General features: G+C 73.0%; 12 protein-coding genes. 5 read left to right on the forward strand and 7 right to left on the reverse strand.

What is annotated here, in order from left to right; translation table 11 throughout:
- Positions 1 to 13 precede the first annotated feature (13 nt).
- The 4 genes from BLW47_RS17490 to BLW47_RS17505 form a co-directional block, all read right to left on the reverse strand.
- The gene (locus BLW47_RS17490; RefSeq protein ID WP_091558501.1) at positions 14 to 2,221 is read right to left on the reverse strand and encodes an MMPL family transporter; all 2,208 of its coding nucleotides are present in this window, start codon (positions 2,219 to 2,221) and stop codon (positions 14 to 16) included.
- A gap of 78 nt (positions 2,222 to 2,299) precedes the next feature.
- Positions 2,300 to 2,917 (reverse strand): TetR/AcrR family transcriptional regulator, encoded by a 618-nt coding sequence (locus BLW47_RS17495; protein WP_091558504.1) that lies wholly within the window; start codon positions 2,915 to 2,917, stop codon positions 2,300 to 2,302.
- Positions 2,918 to 3,013: 96 nt separating this feature from the next.
- Positions 3,014 to 3,820 carry an SDR family NAD(P)-dependent oxidoreductase gene (locus tag BLW47_RS17500; protein ID WP_091558507.1) on the reverse strand — a complete coding sequence of 269 codons (807 nt, stop codon included), beginning with the start codon at positions 3,818 to 3,820 and terminating at the stop codon, positions 3,014 to 3,016.
- Positions 3,821 to 3,851: 31 nt separating this feature from the next.
- Positions 3,852 to 4,406, reverse strand: coding sequence for a TetR family transcriptional regulator (locus tag BLW47_RS17505; protein ID WP_245736716.1), 555 nt, complete (start codon positions 4,404 to 4,406; stop codon positions 3,852 to 3,854).
- Positions 4,407 to 4,459: 53 nt separating this feature from the next.
- Here BLW47_RS17505 and BLW47_RS17510 point away from each other — a divergent pair, with 53 nt between their 5' ends.
- The gene (locus BLW47_RS17510; RefSeq protein ID WP_091558824.1) at positions 4,460 to 6,142 is read left to right on the forward strand and encodes an FAD-dependent oxidoreductase; all 1,683 of its coding nucleotides are present in this window, start codon (positions 4,460 to 4,462) and stop codon (positions 6,140 to 6,142) included.
- Between the two features lie 72 nt (positions 6,143 to 6,214).
- On the opposite strand, the gene BLW47_RS17515 is transcribed toward BLW47_RS17510, so the two are convergent.
- On the reverse strand, positions 6,215 to 7,246 hold the full coding sequence (locus BLW47_RS17515; RefSeq protein ID WP_245736717.1) for an extracellular catalytic domain type 2 short-chain-length polyhydroxyalkanoate depolymerase: 1,032 nt from the start codon (positions 7,244 to 7,246) through the stop codon (positions 6,215 to 6,217).
- A gap of 396 nt (positions 7,247 to 7,642) precedes the next feature.
- Between BLW47_RS17515 and BLW47_RS17520 the strand changes: the two genes are divergently transcribed.
- A complete protein-coding gene (locus BLW47_RS17520; protein WP_091558517.1) occupies positions 7,643 to 8,599 on the forward strand; it encodes a LamG-like jellyroll fold domain-containing protein in 957 nt (318 codons plus the stop codon).
- Positions 8,600 to 8,632: 33 nt separating this feature from the next.
- Complete coding sequence (locus BLW47_RS17525) at positions 8,633 to 10,714, forward strand: PQQ-dependent sugar dehydrogenase (protein WP_091558520.1); 2,082 nt, start codon at positions 8,633 to 8,635, stop codon at positions 10,712 to 10,714.
- Between the two features lie 32 nt (positions 10,715 to 10,746).
- Here the strand turns inward: BLW47_RS17525 and BLW47_RS17530 are convergent, their stop codons facing one another.
- A complete protein-coding gene (locus BLW47_RS17530) occupies positions 10,747 to 12,627 on the reverse strand; it encodes a hypothetical protein (RefSeq protein ID WP_091558522.1) in 1,881 nt (626 codons plus the stop codon).
- A 361-nt stretch (positions 12,628 to 12,988) separates the two neighbouring features.
- Here BLW47_RS17530 and BLW47_RS17535 point away from each other — a divergent pair, with 361 nt between their 5' ends.
- Positions 12,989 to 13,321 (forward strand): putative quinol monooxygenase, encoded by a 333-nt coding sequence (locus BLW47_RS17535; protein WP_091558526.1) that lies wholly within the window; start codon positions 12,989 to 12,991, stop codon positions 13,319 to 13,321.
- Between the two features lie 77 nt (positions 13,322 to 13,398).
- Positions 13,399 to 14,361: a non-homologous end-joining DNA ligase gene (gene ligD, locus BLW47_RS17540; protein ID WP_245736718.1), complete on the forward strand. Its 963-nt coding sequence runs from the start codon at positions 13,399 to 13,401 to the stop codon at positions 14,359 to 14,361.
- Here ligD and BLW47_RS17545 read toward each other — a convergent pair whose 3' ends face one another.
- Positions 14,362 to 15,888 (reverse strand): FAD-dependent oxidoreductase, encoded by a 1,527-nt coding sequence (locus BLW47_RS17545; protein WP_217634877.1) that lies wholly within the window; start codon positions 15,886 to 15,888, stop codon positions 14,362 to 14,364.
- Positions 15,889 to 15,930: the final 42 nt, after the last annotated feature.

The raw sequence follows: 15,930 nt of genomic DNA on the forward strand, positions 1-15,930 counted from the left end.
GGCGATCGGGGGATCAGCGCAGCGCGGGCTCCGGCTCCCGGGTGGTCGCACCCGACTCCGGCGCCGTCTGCTCGAGGTGGTGCAGCAGCTTCTCGCCCTCGACATCGACGTTGGGCATCGCCCGGTCGAGCCAGCGGGGCAGCCACCAGGCGGCGCGGCCGAGCAGGGTCATCACGGCCGGCACCAGCACCATGCGCACGATGATGGCGTCGAAGAGCACGGCGATGCCCAGGCCGAAGCCGACCGACTTGATGATCGACTCGGGCGAGAAGACGAAGCCGAAGAAGACACTCATCATGATGAGCGCGGCGGCGGTGACGACGCGGGCGCCGTGGCCGAAGCCGGTGACGACCGCGTCGCGGGCCGCGGCGCCGTGGACGTAGTCCTCGCGCATCCGGGTGACCAGGAAGACCTGGTAGTCCATGGCGAGGCCGAACACGATCCCGATCAGCAGGATGGGCAGGAAGCTGATGATCGGTCCGGTCTGCTGTACGCCCAGCAGCTCGGCCAGCCAGCCCCACTGGAAGACCGCCACGACGGCGCCGAAGGTGGCCGCGACGCTGAGCAGGAAGCCGACGGTCGCCTTGAGCGGCACCAGCAGCGACCGGAACACCAGGGCCAGCAGGACGAACGCCAGGCCGACCACCAGCGCCAGGTACGGCAGCAGCGCGTCGGCGAGCTTCTCGGAGATGTCGATGTTGATCGCGGTGGTGCCGGTGACGCCGACGCTCGCTCCGGCGGGGGCGTCGAGGTCGCGGATCGCGTGCACGAGCTCCTCGGTGGCGGCATCGTCCGGCGCGGTGACCGGGATGACGGTGAGGATCGCGGTGTCGCCGGCCGGGTTGGTCATCGCGGGCGCGACCACCGCGACGTCGGCCAGCGCGCGGATGCGCTGCGCCGTCTGGTCGGCGGCGCTCTGCACCGTCCCGGCGGGCGCGTCGACCACGACGGTCAGCGGGGCGTTGAAGCCGGGGCCGAAGCCGGCGGCGAGCAGGTCGTACGCCTTGCGCTGGGTGGTGTCCGGGGCGGCGTTGCCGTCGTCGGGCATACCCAGGCGCAGCTCCATCGCGGGAATGGCGACCACGCCCAGGCCGACCACGGCGGTGAGCAGCGCGGCGACCGGGCGGCGCACGATGGCCCGGACCCAGCGGGTGCCCAGGGTGGGCGTGGCGCTGTCGCCCTCGGGGTCCCGGTCGCGTAGGCCCGGCACCCGCCCGGCGGTGATGCGGCGGCCGGCGAAGCCGAGCAGGGCGGGCAGCAGGGTCAGGGCGATCAGCACCGCGACGCCGACGGTGCCGGCGGCGGCCACGCCCATCTGGGTCAGGAACGGAATGCCGACGACGGCCAGGCCCGCAAGGGCGATCATGACGGTCAGGCCGGCGAAGACGACGGCGGAGCCGGCGGTGCCGACCGCGCGGCCGGCCGCCTCGACCGGGTCGCGGCCCACCGCGAGCTCGTGCCGGTAGCGGGAGACGATGAACAGCGCGTAGTCGATCGCCACCGCCAGGCCGAGCATCATCGCCAGCGTCGACGTGGTCGAGGAGAGGTCGAAGAAGTGGGTGGCGGCGGTGATCGCGGCGATCCCGATACCGACGCCGAGGATGGCGGTGACCAGTGGCAGGCCGGCCGCGACCAGCGAGCCGAACGTGATGACCAGTACGAACATGGCGATGATCAGGCCGATCACCTCGGCGACGCCGGCGTGCGGGGCGGCCTGCAACGCGTCCCCGCCGACCTCGACGGTGAGCCCGGCGTCGCGGGCGTTGTCGACGGCGGCGTCGAGTGCGTCGCGGGCGGCGTCGGTCAGCGCGATCGGCGCCACGGTGTAGGTGGCCTGGGCGTAGCCGACGGTGCCGGCCTGGTTGACCGCCCGGGTGGCGAACGGATCGGTCACCGCGGCGATCTGCGGCGACTGGGACAGCTCGGCGACGGCGCGTGCGATGGCGGCCTTGCTGTCGGGCTCGGCGAGGGTGTGCCCGTCGGGTGCGGCGAAGACGATCCGGGCGGTGGCGCCGCCGGCCGAGGCCTGCGGGAACCGCTCGCCGAGCAGGTCGATGGCGCGCTGCGCCGGGGTGCCGGGGATGCTGAACGCGCCGGAGGTCGGCTTGGACAGCGTCGCCGCCCCGATGAGCGTGGCCACCAGCACGGCCAGCCACGCGCCGGTGACCAGCCAGCGCCGGCGGAACGAGAACCGGCCCAGCCGGTAGAGCAACGAAGCCATCGGAGATCTCCTGTTCAAAGACGTGCGGAATCGTCTGTCCGCCGCGTGCGGCGGCGGACGGCTGACTAGCGGATGTGGTCAGTCGGCCGGCGCGGTGGCCCCGATGGGCAGCCCGGCGCGCAGCTGCGCCAGACAGTCGCGGATCAGCTCGGACAGCGGGGTGTCGGTGCCGGTGCGGGCCCAGAAGCCGACCGACGTGCCGATCGCGGTTCCGACCGCGTCGGCCAGCAGGCGCGGGCGAAGATCCCGCTCGGCATCGGTGCCGGTGCGCGCGGCGATGACCCGGGCCATGACGTCGCTCAGGTGTTGCGTCACGAGCAGCAGCTGGGCTCGCAGCGCCGGGCTCTCCGTCATGACCCGCATCAGCACGGCGAGCTTGTCGCGGTCGCCCACCACCTCGGGGACCTCCGCGCAGAGCACCGCCTCGAGGGAGTTCCACACCGTCTCGCCGGCCGGCCGGGCGCCGATCTTGTCGGCGAGCGTCACGTAGCGCTGCGCCAACGCGTCGACGATCGCCTCTTCGCGGCTGGCGAAGTAGTTGCGGAAGGTTCGCGGCGACACGTCGGCCGCCTCGGCGATCGTCTCCGGCGTCACCGCGTCCAGTCCGTGCTCGAGCAGCAGCGTCCACGCCGCGTGGCTCAGCGCCGCCCGCGTCGCGGCCTTTTTGCGCTCGCGCAGGCCCGGCTCCGAGGTCATGCCTCTAACACTCGGGTTTTGTTGCCAACTTTGCAAGTTTTCCGTAGCGGCAAGATTGTGTTCTGGCTCACCGCTCGGCCGCCGGTAGGCGAACGGTCACCCGCGCAGGAGATCCTTCATCTTGTTCGCGATCAGGCTGGCGGCGCGACGCGGGTCGGCGCGGTAGAGCAGGTCCATCAGCTTCGCGTCCCGGCCGACCAGCACCCGGTACGCGTCGCGCTCCACGCCGTCCAGGATGTCGCGGGCCGCGCGCGCCGGGCTGGTGATCTTCTGCGTCCGCGCCGCCGCCCGGCCGTCGGCCCCCGGGATCGCCACACCGGAATTGGCGGTGATGTTGGTGGCGACGGCACCGGGGAAGACCACGGTGACGCGGACGTTGGTGCCGGCGCACTCGGCGTGCAGGCCCTCGGTGAGCAGCTTGACCGCCGCCTTCGACGCGCCGTAGATCGTCTGGCCGGGTACGGGCAGGAAGCCGCCCATGCTCGCCACGTTGACGATGTGCGCCTCGGGCCGGGCGAGCAGCGGCGGCAGAAACGTCTTGGTCAGGTACAGGGTCCCGGACCAGTTGACCGCGAAGACCCGTTCGATCGCGGCGTAGTCGAGATCCCGCAGTTTCGCGAAGGGCTGGATGATCCCGGCGCAGTGCACCAGCCCGTCGACGGCGCCGTGCCGTTCGGTCACCTGCCCGGGCAGCGCCTCCACGGCCGCCCGGTCGGTGATGTCCAGCGCATGGGTCCAGACGCGGCCGTCGGCGGCGGCCAGATCGGCGGTCTCGGCGAGCGTCGTGGCGTTGAGGTCGACGGCGGCCACGGTCGCCCCGCGGCGCACCGCCTCCAGCGTCACGGCCCGACCGATGCCGCTGCCGGCGCCGGTGACCACGAGTATCTTGCCTGCCACCTTCATGACAGCCTCCTGAGGGTTTCTGGTCGTGACGTCAGCGGAAGATCGACGGGCGCAGCATCGCCCACGCCCGGTCGGCCAGGTCGCGCCGGCTCGGCGCGGGCGCCTTGGCCACCAGCGCGGCCACCATCTCGATCGCCAGCAGCAGGTGCCCGGCGGTCACCGAGTCGTGTACGTCGCCGTCGCGTCGCGCGCCGCCCAGCTTCCGGTCCAGCGCGTCGGTCACCCGGTCGAGGATGGCGCGCAGTCGCGAATCGTCGTCCGACGCGCGCAGCATGTCGATGAACGCGACCGACGCCACCGTCTGCTCGGTGAGCAGCTCGAGCACGTCGCGCAGGGACGCCTCCGGTCGCGCGGCGAAAGCCTCCAGTTGGGCGACGTTGTCGTCGAACACCGCCACGGCCAGGCTGATCCGGTCCGGGAAGTGCCGGTAGAGACTGCCCTGGCCGACGCCGGCCTGCCGGGCGATCGCGGTGAGTGAGGCGGCGAACCCGTCGGTGGCGAAGTGCTTGCGGGCGGCGCCCAGCAACGCCCGGCGGTTCGCCGCCGCGGCGTTGCGGCCACGATTTTCTCGACGCGCACCTGGCACGGTGCTAGCGTACACCGAACCGGACGGGGGTGTCCGGTTGAATGGAGCCCACCATGACGGAATCCTGGGACCGCGAGGTCGACGTGCTGGTGGTCGGCACCGGGGCGGCCGGCATGACCGCGGCGATCGCCGCCGCCGACGGCGGGCAACGCACGCTCATCGTGGAGAGCACCGGCAAGTGGGGCGGCACCACGGCGCTCAGCGGCGGCGGGCTGTGGATGCCGACGCATCCCGCAATGGCCGAGTTGGGGCTCGAGGACTCCGTCGACAAGGCGCTGACGTACATGGCCGCGGCCATCGGCGACGCCGGTCCGGCCAGCTCACCGGAACGACGGCGCGCCTTCGTGGAGACGGTGCCGGAGGTCTACCGGTTTCTCGAGCGCCTCGGCGTGCGGTGGGCGGTCGCCAAGGACTACCCGGACTACTACCCGGACCGTCCCGGCGGCATGGTCGGCCGCGGCATCGAGGCGGAGCCGTTCGACGCCCGCCGGCTCGATGACCGGTTCGCCACCTTCCGGGGCCGTGACAGCATCCCGGCGCCGCTGAAAACCGACGACGTGTGGCTGCTGTCGCGGGCCTGGTCGACCCCGAGCGGGTTCGTCCGCGGCGCGCGGTTCGTGTTCCGCACCCTCGGCGGCCTGATCCGCGGCAAGCGGCTCTACGGCATCGGCGGCGGGCTGACCGCGAACCTCATGGCCATCCTCATGCGGCAGGGCGTGGAGGTTCTCCTCGAAACGCCGTTGCGCGAGCTCGTCATCGACGCCGCCGGCGGCGTGACCGGTGCCGTGGTCGCGGGCCCGGACGGGCGTACGATCCGCATCCGCGCGGCGCGCGGCGTCGTGCTCGCCGCCGGCGGCTTCGCCCGCAACGCCGAGTGGCGCCAGCGGCATCACGGCGTCGCCGGGTACAGCTCGGCCGCCGAGGGCGACCTCGGCGAGCCCATCCGCATCGCCGAGGCGATCGGTGCGCAACTGTCCCTGATGGACGACGCGTGGTGGGGGCTGTCGGTGCCGATGCCGGACGGCGGCAGCCAGTTCGTGCTGTCGGAGCGGTCGATGCCGTTCAGCGTCATCGTGGACTCCGCCGGTGACCGGTACATGAACGAGTCGGCCAGCTACATCGACGTCGGGCACGCGATGTTGGAGCGGCACACGAGCGTGCCGGCGATCCCGAGCTGGCTGATCGTCGACGCCCGGCACCGCCGCCGATACCTGTTCAACGCCTTCATGCAGGGCACCAAGAAGCTCAGGGCCGCCGGCACGGTGCGTTCGGCGGACACGATCGAGGAGCTCGCCGCGGTCCTCGGGATGGAGCCGTCGCGGCTGCGCGCCACCGTCGATCGGTTCAACGGCTTCGCCCGCGCCGGCGTCGACTCCGACTTCGGCCGCGGCCGCACCGCCTACGACAACTACTACGGCGACCCGCGCGTCAAGCCGAACCCCAACCTCGGGCCGCTGGAGAAGGGGCCGTTCACCGCCGTGCAGCTGGTCCCCGGCGACCTCGGCACAAAGGGCGGGCTGCTCACCGACGCCGACGCCCGGGTCCTCGACACCGGGGGCACGCCCATCCCCGGCCTGTACGCCGCCGGCAACACGACCGCGTCGGTGATGGGCCGCACCTACCCCGGCCCCGGCTCCACCATCGCGCCCGCGGTCGTCTTCGGCTACCGCGCCGCCCGGCACGCCGCCGCCCGGACCGGAACGGCGACGGGCGGGTCCGCCACCGATCAGGCGTGAGCGCCACCGGGCGGTCGCGGCGGACGGCACGCCCCGCCGCGATGCCCGGTCGGGTCACCGCGGCGCGCGTGGTCAGTCGGCGACCTTCCTGACCATGTTCATGATGGTCTCGACCTGCGGGCCTCCCTTGATCGGATAGTTCGTCCCGCCGAGGTAGCCCCACCAGTCCCAGCAGCCGTTGGGGTTGACGCCGGACGCGATCGCCTGCGGATACAGCACGATCGTGGTGTTGGTGTCGGCGTACTGGTTGAGGTTTGCCCGGTCGACGAAGGCCGTGCCGACCGCGGCGTACCCCTGCTGGCAGCCGTGCAGCGCGACCAGCAGTCGGCACGACTGGCCCGCGGCGCATGACGCCGGCACGTACGCGAACCCGCTGGCGTCCATGCTCAGCCCGTTGGCGTAACCGTTCGTGGCGAACGTGTTCTGGTTGAACCGGATGAGCGTGCCGCCGAGCGGCCCGGTGTTCGGGGCGTTGACCGAGCCGAACAGCTTGCGCAGCATCGCGTTCTGCGGGTCGGTGCCGCAGTTGTTCAGGTACGGCGACGCGGTCGCCGAGCAGGAGTTGGTGCCGTACGGGGTGACCCAGCCGTGGCCGGCCGAGGAGCCGCTGTCGTACTGCACGCCGGCGCCGAAGTGCTGGTAGTAACGGACCAGATCGTCGGTGACGGACTTCTTGATGGTGGTGTCGCTGTTGCCGTGGAACACGTGGACCGGTTGGCCGGAGAGGTTTGCGACGGGGTCGATCCAGCCGTAGGACGCCCACGTCCTGGTGTTCGACTGCAGGGTGCTGAGGTAGGTCGGCCAGATGTTGTCCATGCACCCGTAGAGCGCCTGGCTCGCGTTGTTCTGGGCGCAGTAGTAGGGGCCGGCGGCGACGATCGCCGCGCCGCGGATGCGCCCGGAGTAGGCGACCTGGAGCTGGGTGGCGAGGTAGCCGCCGGAGGAGACGCCGGCGACGTGGACGCGGGAGACGTTGTAGCGGGTGAGGGAGCCGGAGACCGGCGTCTTGGTGTACGGGGTGGCGGCCCGGGCAGGGGTCGCGGTGGAGACCGCCACCAGCAGCGTCGCCGCGGCGGCTGCCGCGACGCGGACGAGGAACCTCATGAGCCCTCCTTCGACGTGCCGGCGCGGCAGGGGTGGCACGGGGCCGGCGTTGCCCGACGGTAGGACCGTCGCCGCCCCGGCCGGCATCCGTGCCCGCAACACATTTCGATGTCGCGGAGTGGTGCGAACAACTGCCCTCGACGGTCGGCGTGCCGTCGATGTCATCTCATCCAGCTATTGCCATCGACGTCGCACGCGGCATAGGTTGCGAAAGCGCTTTCCTAGCGCGTCCGTCGCTATTCGACAGGTCCACACTCGACTCGGCCGCCGAGACCGTGGTCCGGTCGCACCGTGCCGGATCACGATAGGGCGGCTGGGCCCATCGCACTCCGGGCCGGCCCGCGACCGATGTGGGAAAGCGGTTACCGGAGGCGCGGACACGAACCGAGGTACGCGATGACCAGAACCGGACCCGCCGCCGTCGCGACGGCCGCGCTGGTGGCGCTCGGCGCGCTGACCGGCGCCGGAGCGCCGCCGGCGCAGGCCGCCCCGACCGGGCCGCGCGACGTCCACCCGCAGCTGCGCCCGCACCTGGTCGCCTACTACGACTTCGACCATCCCGTGCCCGGCGACCCCGCGCTCGAACGCGACCGCGGGCGCTCCGGCACCGAGATCGAGCTCACCAACGGCGGTGCCGCCATGCGGGTGCCCGACCGCGCCTACCGAGGGGCCGGCCACGCGCTGCGGACCGGCCAGGTCAACCCCGCGCAGACCGGCAACGACGACTGGAAGGCGGGCATCTACTCGGCGGGCGGGGTACGCACGCTGCGCCCGTTCAGCGGCGTCGCGGGCACCACGGTGATGGGCTGGTTCAAGCTGGAGATGGACGCGCCCGCGCTCAACTCCAGCACCGCCGACCCCGCCGACCGGTTCAACGCCATCGGGCTGGCCGGCGTGCTGACCGGCGACTCCGACGGCCACGGCGTGCGCGCGCTGCTCGAACTCATCGACGTGAACGGGGAGCTGCGCCTGGTCGCGCTCGGCCGGCGGCTCGACGGTGGCAACTCGCAGACCTTCGCGGCCAGCCGGGACTGGCGGACGTTGCTGCCGAAGGGGGAGTGGGTGCACCTCGCCGCCACCTTCGACTTCGGCACCGGTGCCATGGCGCTGTACCGCAACGGCCGGCCGGTGGACGGCTTCTACACCCGCACCGACGACCCGTGGCTGGTGTCGGGGCCGGGGCCGCACGTGACCACCGCCTCCGACCCGCGCGGCATCAAGATCGGCGGCAGCTTCCCGCAGAACACCCTGGAACGCAACCCGTGCGACTGCCGGATGGACGCCCTGATGTTCCTCGACACCGCCCTCTCGGCGAGGCAGGTGCAAAACCAGTACCGCTACCAGACCCGCTGACGACCCTCGGCACCCCACCCTGGAAGGAGAAACGTGCGCACCATCCGCAGATCGCCCCTGACCGCGGGGCTGGCGGCCGTCGCCGTCGCCCTGTCCACCCTGGTCGCGGCGCCCGCCCGGGCGGGCGAGCCGGTCCACGACCCCGTCCCGGAGATGCCGAGCCAGTCCCGGCTCGGGCTGGTCCTCTCCGAGTACGCCAGCTTCCCCCAGTCATCCCCCAACCCGGCGCCGGTCGACCGGCGGCTGATGCGGACCGCCCGGATCAACACGATCATGGAGCTGCCGGACGGCTCCGGGCGCCGCGCCGTGCCCGACCTCAACGGCAACCTGTACCTCGTCGAGGGCGGCGTGCCGCACGTCTACCTCGACGTGGCCGCGGCGTTCGCGCCGCGGTTCTTCTCCGGCCGCGGCCTCGGCCAGGGCTTCGGGTACGTCGCCTTCCACCCGGAGTTCGGCGCCAACGGCCGCTTCTACACCCTGCACACCGAGGCGGCGTCGGCGACCACCAACGTCCCCGACTACGCGCAGGCCAACACGATCTACCACGGCGTCCTCACCGAGTGGACCGCGAGCGAACCGGCCGCCGACACCTTCGCCGGCACACAGCGCGAGGTGCTGCGCATCGGCTTCGGCGGCCAGATCCACGGCGTCCAGGAGATCAACTTCAACCCCACGGCGAAGGCCGGCGACGCCGACTACGGCCTGCTCTACCTCGCCGTCGGCGACGGCGGCCTGGGCGTGCGCAACACCGACCCGCAGAACCTGGCCATGCCGCACGGCAAGCTGCTGCGGATCGACCCCCGCGGCGCCAACTCCGGCAACGGCCGATACGGCATCCCGCCGTCGAACCCGTTCGTCGGGCGGTCCGGCGCGCTCGGCGAGATCTACGCGGTGGGCCTCCGCGACCCGCACCGGTTCAGCTGGGACCGCGTCACGGGCCGGATGTACCTCGGCCACATCGGCGAGCACGCCATCGAGGCGATCTACGAGGTCCGCGCCGGCGACAACTTCGGCTGGAGCGAGCGGGAGGGTTCGTTCGTCTTCGACCGGGCGGCCACGGACCCGTGCGCGAAGCTGCTGCCGCTGCCCGCCGACGACGCGCGCTTCGGCTACACGTACCCGGTGGCGGCGTACGACCACGACCCGGCGCCCGGCTGGAACTGCACCTCCGACGTGGGGGTCGCGGTGGCCGGCGGATTCGTCTACCGGGGCCACGGCCTGCCCGCGCTGCGCGGCAAGTACGTCTTCGGTGACCTCGTCGACGGCCGGGTCCTGTACACCGAGGCGCACGAGATGCGGCGCGGCCGGGGGCTGGCGCCGATCCACCGGCTCGCGCTCTTCGACGCCGCCGGCAACCCGGTCCGGATGCAGGACCTCTCCGCGCCCGGCGCCCCCGGCGACCCCGAGCGCGTCGACCTGCGCTTCGGCACCGACGCCGGCGGCGAGCTCTACCTGCTCGCCAAGGCCAACGGCAAGGTCTGGAAGGTGACCGGCACCCGCGCCTTCGCCGCCGGCGACGTCGGCGACACCCGCTTTCACCGGACCACGGGCGCCCGGAACTGGGCGCCGGTCACGCCGTCGAAGTGGCGGTTCGGCAAGGACGAGGTGATCCTCGCCGAGCCGGGCGTCAGCCGGCCGGGACCCCGGCGGCCGTTCGAGTACGCCGTGCTGAGCGCGGGACCGCGGTGGTCGTCGGTGGAGATCGAGGCGCGGGTCCGGCTCGACACGCCGGTCGAGGTCAGCAACCGGGACGTCATCATCGTCTTCGGCTGGCGTTCGGACACCGAGTTCTACTACGCGCACCTCTCCACCGACAACACGATCTACCCGCACAACGGCATCTTCAAGGTGGACAACGCCGATCGGCAGCGCATCGACCACCAGTGGAACGGACGGTCCCGCGGCGCGAACCCCGCGGTCGTCGACGCCGACTGGCACAAGGTGCGGGTGGTGCACCTGCCCGCCACCGGCGAGATCGCGGTCTACGTCGACGGCGGCAGGGACCCGTTGATGACCGCCAGGGACACCACGTTCGGCTCCGGGCGGGTCGGCTTCGGGTCGTTCGACAACGTCGGGCGGCAGCGGAAGCTGACGGTGACCGGCACGCCGGCCTGACCGCATCCGGCGCCGGGACGGGACGGGCGGGACTACCGCGCGCGGACCCGCTTGCGAACCTCCACCCAGAGCCGGTCGCCGAGCCGGGTCCGCCGGATCCAGCGCAGTCGGCTGATCACCGGGCGGCGGCGGGGCGGTGGTGGCGACGCGGTGATCCGGGCGTACGTGGCAGCCGTGGAGGGGCGGACGGAGGCGGGGTCCAGCTGGTGCGAGGCGAGCGCCAGCCAGGTGAACTGCGCCAGCGTCCGCGGGTCCGGTCGGCCACCCCGCGCCGCCGTCCGCAGCGCCTTCTCCACCGCCGGTCGCGCGATGAACCCGGTCATCGTGCCCTGCGCGGTGTCCAGCAGATCCGCGATCGTCTCGACGCCGTCGCCCTCCCACACCCGCGCCGCCGTGCTGGGGCCGGTCGCGGCGCTCACGTACGGCACCTCGGCCCACTCCGGCGCCAACCGGGCGATCAGCGCGGTGTGCAGCGCCCGGTCGCGCTTCTGCCGCGGTGTCAACGCGAAGGTGGCGGCGACGAACCCCGGCGCGAGGAACGGTGTGACCATCCCGGTGACCGCCGCCGAGGTGCACCATCGCCGCATCCGCTCGACCAGGTACAGGTAGTCGACGAGGTGCAGGTCGGCCAGGCCGATGTCGCGGGCGTGCCCGAGCACGGCGGTGATCCGGTCCCGCTCGGCGGCGACCACGCCCCCGGCGGCCGCCGCGCCCGGCACCGCCGCCAGCAGCCGCGCCTTGCCGGCCTGTTCCGGCGAGGGCGCCGCGCCCTCGTCCGGGGGATACCAGTAGCCGGTGGCGAGCTCGCCGGCGGCGCCGGTGAAGGAGGCCGTGCGGGGCTCGTCGCTGAGCATCGGAGCGACGGCGCGCCGGGTGAGGTAGCTGGAGGGGAACTGGAAGTCGTGCAGCCGTTGCAGCCGACGCGTCCGTTCGCGCAGACCCACCGCCAGCACGTTCGCGGGCGCGCCGGCGCGCCAGAGCCGGTGGTCGACCCGCAGGCCACGGGAGTCCCGCAGGATCCGCACGAGCTCCCGCGCCACCTCGCCCTCCGCCGGGGAGTCCTCGTTGGTGGCGAACCGGGGCGGATGGCCGGCGGCGATCAGCGACGCCGCGATGAGCCGGGAGTCCTTGCCGCCGGAGAGCCCGAGCGTGATCTCGTCCCGGTACAGCCGGGCGACACTGGCGGCGGTCGCGGTGAGCGACGCGGCCGCGCCATCCAGTAGATCGTCGACGCGTCGTCCCTGCGCGGTGAAGCCGCTCATCACGACGTCGTCGGTGCTGTACCCGGTCGCGGTGGTGACGTCCCAGCCGCCGCCGTCGCGGCGGCGGCCGGTCACCCGCTCACCCGGGCGGAGCAGTCGGGTGCCGGCGACCGGCGATCGGTCGCCGCCGAAGTGCCCGCAGAGGGTGTACGAGGCCCACCCGTCGAGGTCGGGCCGGATGTCGCCGTGCAGAAACGCGGCGAGCGGACTCGGCCGGGTGCAGAAGGCGGTCACGCCGCCCGCCGTGCCGGTGAAGACCCGGCACATGCCGAGCCAGTCCTGCTGCAGGGCGAAGCGACGGTCGCCGTCGAGCGCCAGCAGCCCGAACGGCGGCACCACCTCGCGGTGCACGTCCTCGCCGGCCAGCAGCCGCCGGGCGAGCGCCGCCGGGCCGCCGGTCACGTCGAGCCCGACCGGCAGCCCGAGCGAGACGGCGGTGGTCGGACCGGCGGTGGCGACCGTCGACCAGCGGTACGCCCCCGCGTCGCCGGGGTGCAGCACCGTGACACCCCAGTCGTCGCCCCCGAACTCGTGCCGCCGGAACGTCGCCGGCACCACCTCGCCCAGCAGCGCCTCGCAGCGCTCGCGCGCGGATCGCCGTACGCTCTCCGGCAGTGTCGTCTGCGCGTACCAGGCCAGCATGACGTGCATGGCATCTCCCCGGACGCGCGCCGTCGCGGTCGTCGTTCGTGACGCAAGCTAGCAGCGGGGTTGCGCGGCGCGCGGCCCCTGACGACAAATGCGGGAAACCACTCATGTCGTCCGTCCAATCAGGACTCGCTGGTTACGGTCGGGGACGGTCCGCTGCTGCGGGTGAAGCGCGCCGAGGGGCAGCGGGCGAGGGTGGACGAAGACGGTGCCGTCGATGACCCACCGCAGGAGCGGCATCGGCGCAGCCCGCAGCGCGCGAACCGCGGCCAGGCGTCAGTCATGGTGGTGAGCAGGCCGTACTACGATTTGTTCCGGAGTAATCGGGCGATATTCGTCCATCGGACCGACAAGAGAGCCGGACATGATCTTCATTACCGCGAAGTTCCGGGTGCTGCCGGAGCACGCCGACCAGTGGCCGCAGATCGCCGACGAGTTCACCCGGGCGACCCGCGCCGAGCCCGGCTGCATGTGGTTCGACTGGTCGCGCAGCATCGAGGACCCGACCGAGTACGTGCTGGTCGAGGCGTTCCGGGACGGCGAGGCGGGCGCCGCGCACGTACAGTCCGAGCACTTCCGCAAGGCGCAGCAGACGCTGCCGCCGCACCTGGCCGAGACGCCCCGGATCGTCAACTTCACGATCCCGCAGGACGACTGGTCGCTGCTGGGCGAGATGGCGGTGCCCGAGCGGGGCTGACCGCTCGATCGGGTGACCCGACGTCAACTTGATCGATAAGCCGGCGGCGGCGCCGCCGGCCGGATCACGATCATGGCGTGGGATCCCCGTCGACGGTGCCGGTCGTCCAGCCGATGCTGGCGACCGCCGGCGCGCTGCCGTCGGGTGCCGGCTGGGGCTTCGAGTTCAAGTGGGACGGGGTCCGGGCGATCGTCGCCGTGGCTGACGGCACGGTGCAGGTGATCAGCCGCAACGGCCGCGCTGTCAACGCCAGCTATCCGGAGTTGGTGGCGTGGGCCGGCCGGCTGGCCGGCCCCCTGCTGCTGGACGGCGAGATCGTCGCGTTGGACGAGGCGGGCCGCCCGTCGTTCTCGCTGCTGCAGCGCCGGATGCACGTCACCGCGCCGGGCCGTACGCTGCTGCGCGCCGTGCCGGTCCGGCTGTACCTCTTCGACGTGCTGCAGCTCGGCGCCGAGACGACGATGGCGCAGCCGTACCAGCGGCGGCGGGCGGTGCTGGAGGAGCTGGAGCTGCCGGCCGGGCCGGTGGACGTGCCGCCGCACTGGACGGGTGAGCAGGCGAGTACGGACCTGCTGGCCGCGGCCGGCGAGCTGGGGCTGGAGGGCGTGGTGGCCAAGCGGCTCGACTCGCCGTACCAGCCCGGCCGCCGCTCGGCCTCCTGGATCAAGGTGCCGCTCAACACCACCGTGGAGGTGGTGATCGGCGGCTACAAGCCGGGCGGTGGTCGGCGTACCGGGCTGATCGGGTCGCTGCTGCTGGGGATGTACGACCCCGACGGCGGGCTGCGCTACGTCGGCCACGTCGGCACCGGGTTCACCCACGCCGCGCTCGTTGAACTCCGGCGGCAGCTCCGGGTGCGGCCCGACGCGCCGTTCGCCGAAGCGGTGCCGCGGGAGCACGCCCGCGACGCGGTCTGGGTGGAGCCGGACAGGGTCGGCGAGGTGACCTTCCGGACCTGGACGCCGGAGCGGCGACTACGGCACGCCTCCTGGCGGGGACTGCGTCCGGACCGGGAACCCGCCGAGGTGCTCCTCGACTGACTACTCGTCACCCAGCGACCGCGGCGGCAACGGCTCGGTCGCCGGTCCCTGCAGCACGCTGCCGTCCACGCCGAACCGGGAGCCGTGGCAGGGGCAGTCCCAGGTGCGCTCGGCGTCGTTGAACGCCACCACGCACCCCAGGTGCGTGCAGGTGGCCGAGACCGCGTGCAGCGCCCCGGCCTCGTCCCGGTAGACCGCGCACCGCCGCCCCTCGACCCGGATCACGGCGCCGGCCCCGGGCGCCAGGTCGGCGGGGGAGTCGGCGTGGCTGGTGGGCCGGATGCGGTCGCCGACGAAGCGGCGGGCGACCGAGAGATTGGCCTTCACGAACGCGGGACCCTCGGCGACGGGGTGCAGACGACGCGGGTCGTACAGCCGGGCCCAGGGCAGCTCGCGCCCGTCGATCAGCGCCGCGAGCAGCCGGGCCGCCATCACCCCGTTGCTCATGCCCCAGGCGTTGAAGCCGGTCGCCACGTAGACGTGGTCGGCGCCGAGGTGCAGGGGCCCGACGTACGGCATCCGGTCGGCGGTGGTGTTGTCCTGGGCGGCCCAGTGGTAGGCCAGGGAGTCGACGCCGAAGCGGTCCCGGGTCCACGCGGCCAGGGTCTCGAACCGCCGCTGGACGCCGGGTGTGCCCGGCTTGAAGTGCTCGCCCGTGACGATCAGCAGCCGCCGGCCGTCCCCGTACGGCGCGGTCCGCACCGAGCGGGTGTTCTGCTCGGTTGTCAGGTACATGCCGCCGGGGTCGCGGTCGGCGTCGATGACGGCGGCCACCACGAGCTCGCGGCGCGGCACCAGCCGGGTGAAGAGGCCGGCGCGGTCGAAGATCGGGTAGTGGGTGGCGACCACGACGTCGCGGGCCCGGACGGTGGCGCCGGACTCGGTCGTCAGCCGGCACGGGTCGCCCTCGTCCAGATCGACGACCCGCGTCCGTTCGAAGATCTGCCCGCCGCGGGCGGCGAGATCGGCGGCGAGCGCGAGCAGGTAGCGCCGGGGATGGAACTGCGCCTGCCGCTCGACGCGGATCGCCGCCGCGACCGCGTACGGCAGGTCCGTGCCGGTGACCAGCGTGGCCGGCAGGCCCGCCTCCGCCGCGGCCTCGACCTCCGCGCGGATCTCGTCCACCCGCTCCGGCGAGGTCACGTACGTGTAGGCGGGCAGCCGCTCCAGGTCGCAGTCGACGCCCAGCTGCTCGGCCGTGGTCGCGACGTGTTCGATCGCGTCGAGCTGCGCGGCGGCGTGCAGCCGGGCGGTCTCGGCGTCGAACGTGGAGCGCAGATGCGCGTAGATCAGGCCGTGCTGCGCGGTGAGCTTCGCGGTGGTGTAGCCGGTGACGCCGGCGGCGACGCGGTCGGCTTCCAGGACGGCCACCCGCTGGCCCGCGCGGGTCAGCTCCCACGCCGCGCACAGGCCCGCGATCCCGCCGCCGATCACGGCCACGTCGACGTCGAGCTCGCCGGCGAGCGCCGGGAACGACGTGGCGGCGGTCGAATCCATCCAGTACGACTCCGCGGAACCAGACACCATCGGCATAACCGGCCGTATACCCACAGCCGGGCCGCGCCACCC

Origin of the sequence: Micromonospora pattaloongensis (assembly GCF_900107255.1) — a bacterium.
Lineage (GTDB): Bacteria > Actinomycetota > Actinomycetes > Mycobacteriales > Micromonosporaceae > Micromonospora_I > Micromonospora_I pattaloongensis.